The organism is Archangium sp., assembly GCF_036389735.1.
Lineage (GTDB): Bacteria > Myxococcota > Myxococcia > Myxococcales > Myxococcaceae > Archangium.
The window spans coordinates 1-3,495 of sequence record NZ_DASVWK010000407.1; the positions used below are offsets into that span (position 1 = coordinate 1).

The 3,495-nt window shown below is 70.0% G+C and carries 2 protein-coding genes; both read right to left on the minus strand.

The window, feature by feature from the left end:
• Positions 1–90: 90 nt before the first annotated feature.
• A complete protein-coding gene (locus VF794_RS14675) occupies positions 91–2,319 on the minus strand; it encodes a TonB-dependent receptor (RefSeq protein WP_331110833.1) in 2,229 nt (742 codons plus the stop codon).
• An 8-nt stretch (positions 2,320–2,327) separates the two neighbouring features.
• Positions 2,328–3,495: ATP-binding protein (locus tag VF794_RS14680; RefSeq protein ID WP_331110835.1), on the minus strand; the 1,168-nt coding region annotated here is incomplete at its 5' end.

Here is a 3,495-nt window from a genome sequence, read left to right on the forward strand (position 1 = left end):
TGCGGCTCTGTAGTCCGAGCCTGTCCCAGCGGCTGCTGGAGGATTGCCAGTCGCGGCCAGTGCCCGTGGTGCCGTTCTACCGGTGAGCCCTCAGAGGTTGATCTCCAGCGTGCCGAAGACGCGGCGGCCCTCCATCCGGTAGTCGAAGGGGAAGTCGCCGTTCTTCAGCAGGTAGCTCTCCGCGTCCAGCAGGTTGGACACCTTGAGCTCGACGGAAGCCCAGCCGGTGAGCTGGTAGCGGGCGTTGGCATCGAGCCGGAACCAGGCGGGCACGGTCTCGGGACGCAGGGCGGCGTATTCGGGGGTCGCCATGTCCTCGCCGCGGCGGTGCACCTCTCCCTGGTAGCGCCCCTGGAGCGCGACGCTGAAGCGCTGCCGCTGGTAGCTCACCCCGGCCTTGGCCAGGTGGGCGGGGGCCCAGGTGAGGTGCCCCTCGTGGGCCGGCGACACGCCGCTCTCGTCCGCGCCTCCGAGCAGCCGCACGTAGGTGTAGTTGCCGAAGGCCGACACCCGGCCGTGCTTCCCCAGGTCCACCTCCGCCAGCACCTCGGACTCCAGGCCCGCGTTCGTCTGGGAGAGGAGGTTGCTCAGCACGTTCAAGCTATAGCCGGTGAGGTTGTCGTAGCGCGAGTGGAAGAGCGTGCCGCGCCACGTCACGTAGCGGCTGAGGCTCCAGTCGGCGTTGAGCTCGAAGGTGGTGACCTGCTCGGGGCGCAACGCCTCGAGGTCGGACTCCGTCGTCCAGGTGTTGGCGCCGAAGAGCTCGCTGGGCGACGGGGCCCGGAAGGCGCGGCCGGCCTGGAACTTGAGGCTGAGCGCGGGGCTGGGGGTGTACACCAGCACGAAGCGCGGGCTGAGCTGCTCGTAGGACTTGAAGCGCCGGGTCCTCTCGGGCTGCTTCAGGTCTCGGTAGTGGAAGAAGCTCCGGTCGTAACGCACCCCCACCGTCAGCGACAGGGGCAGCTCCAGCATCCGGCTCCAGGCGAGCTGGGCATAGGCCGCCGCATCGTGCACCGGCTCTCCGACGATGGGCTCGTAGATGGCACCGAGCCGCACCGGGGTGGGCGAGGCGGGGTAGTCGTTGGCGGCGTCGGTGAGGTCGGCGTTGCTGTAGTGCACCTCGTCCCCGGCATACAGGGTGGCCGAGTACTCCACTCCTCCGAGCAGCGAGAGGCGCTCGAGCGGTGAGAACGAGAGCTGCGCCCGGCCGAAGAGGCCGTTGAGCGCGGTGCGGTACACCTCGGACACTCCGGCGGGGTAGTACCCGTCGAGGGCGCCGCTCGGGTAGAGGCGGACCTGGTTGTCGGACTCGTGCCGCTGGTACCTGAACACGTACTCCTGCTCCAGCCGGCTGCCCGGTGCCGAGTGGTAACGCAGCACCGCGAGGTGCCTGCGTTCGTGCATGGGGCCATCGAGGTCGGGCGCCCAGAACAACCAGCCATGGCCGGTGCCGAAGCGCCAGTCCTGGAGGTGGTACTGGAGGGACAGCCCCTCCAGGGCCTTCAAGGGCTCCAGCTTGACGAAGAGGTAGTCGCTGTCGTGGCGGTCGTTGATGCGGAAGCGCTGGAGCGCGCCCGTGTCATCGGTGCGGCCCGAGCCGTCATGGGACAGATAGGAGAACCCATCGGTGCGGTGGTGTTGGAAGCCGACCACCGCGGAGATGTGGCGGGAGCGGGTGACGGTCACCACGTCCACGGCCGCCGTGCCGTAGTCCCCCACGCGCAGCCGCGCCTCGCTGTTGAGCTCCAGCCGCTCACCCTCTCCCAGGGTGCGCGCCGAGGAGAGCGTGTTGAGGGCGACGACTCCGTGGATGGCGCTGGAGCCGTACAGGGCGGAGCCGGGACCCCGAAGCACCTCGATGCTCTTCACCATGAAGAGCGGCGTGATGTCCCAGGTGAACGCGGCGGCGGTGTCGTTGTCGTTCATGGGCACGCCGTCCACCAGCAGCAGCAGGTGGTTGTTGTTCCACCCCTCCCAGAGGCCGCGGGACCCCACCACGGAGCGCTCGAAGTCGTGCGAGGGGAAGAAGCCGGGTTGGCTGAAGAGGATGTCGTCGATCGTCGACCAGCCGAACCGCTGCATCTGCTCGCGCGTCACCACCGTGGCCACGCCGGGCGCCTCGCGGGCCTTCTGGAGGTGCTTGGAGGGCGCGGACAGCTCCACTTGCAGCAACTCCTCCAGGGACAGGGACTGGGTCCACTCCGGCTCGGGGTCCTCGGGAGTGTCTTGTGCGAGGGCGGGGCCGGTGCACAGGAGCGCCGCCAGCGGCAGCAGGCGGCACCAGACGGGGGAGGGGTGGGGCGGCATGGGGGGGGACATGGGGACACTCAACTTGTGGAGGAGAGGGCGGAGGCGGGCGTGTGGCCCTCGAGCAGGACGCGGAGCCGCTCGCGCAGGACGCCCGTGTCGATGGGCTTGCCCAGCACCCGCTCCTGGTGCTGTTCGAGGAAGGCTCGGGTCGTCTCGGTGAAGGCTCCGCCGGTGAAGAAGAGCACCACCTGGGCCTGCGTGGGGCTCGTGCACTGGAGTTCGGCGAAGAGCTCCATGCCCGTCATCTCCGGCATCATCAGGTCGCACAGGATGGCGTCGAAGGGTGGACCCTGGCGTACCCGGGCCAGGGCCTCGCGCGCGCTCGTCGTCACGTGGACCTCGTGCTCGTGGCCCAGCGCCCGGCGGAGCGCGGCCCCCACGAGCGGCTCGTCATCCACCACCAGGATGCGCGCCCGCCTCGCCTTCTCGGGTTCGGCCGGCGTGTCCGGCGCGTCCCGCACCCCGGAGGTGGAGGCGGGGAGGACGATGGTGAAGGTGCTGCCGCGCCCCAGCTCGCTCTGGACCTCGATGTGCCCGCCCAGGCTGGTGACGATGCCCTGGCAGACGGACAGCCCGAGCCCCGTGCCCACCCCCACTGGCTTGGTGGTGAAGAACGGGGTGAAGAGTCGGGCGCGGACCTCGGGGGTCATCCCGCTGCCGGTGTCGGTGATGGCCACCCGCACCCGCCCGTCCTCGCCCAGGCGGGTGGAGACGCGAACCTCATGGCGGTCCGCGGCCCCCGCCTCGATGGCATGCGCGGCGTTGATGAGCAGGTTGAGGAACACCTGGGCGAGCCGCACCTCATTCGCCTCCACCGCGGGCACGTCCTGGTAGTCGCGCACCAGCCGGGCGCGGTGGCGGATCTCATTGCCCGCCATGTTGATGGCCGCTTCCAGGGTGCGCGGCAGGTCCGTGGGCTCGCGCTTGCCGTCGTCCCCGCGCGAGAAGGACTTGAGGCTCTGGACGATGTGCTGCACCCGCGCGCAGCCCTCGCGCGCCTCGGACAGGGCGTTGTGCACCTCGTCCCAGTCCTCCTCCTCGGCGGACTCGTGGTCGGGGGTGTTCTTCCGGGCGAGCCGCTGGAGCTCCGGCATCTCCCGGAGGACGAACTGGATGTTGGCGGTGACGTAGGCGAGCGGGTTGTTGATTTCATGCGCCACGCCCGCGGCGAGCGTGCCCACGGAG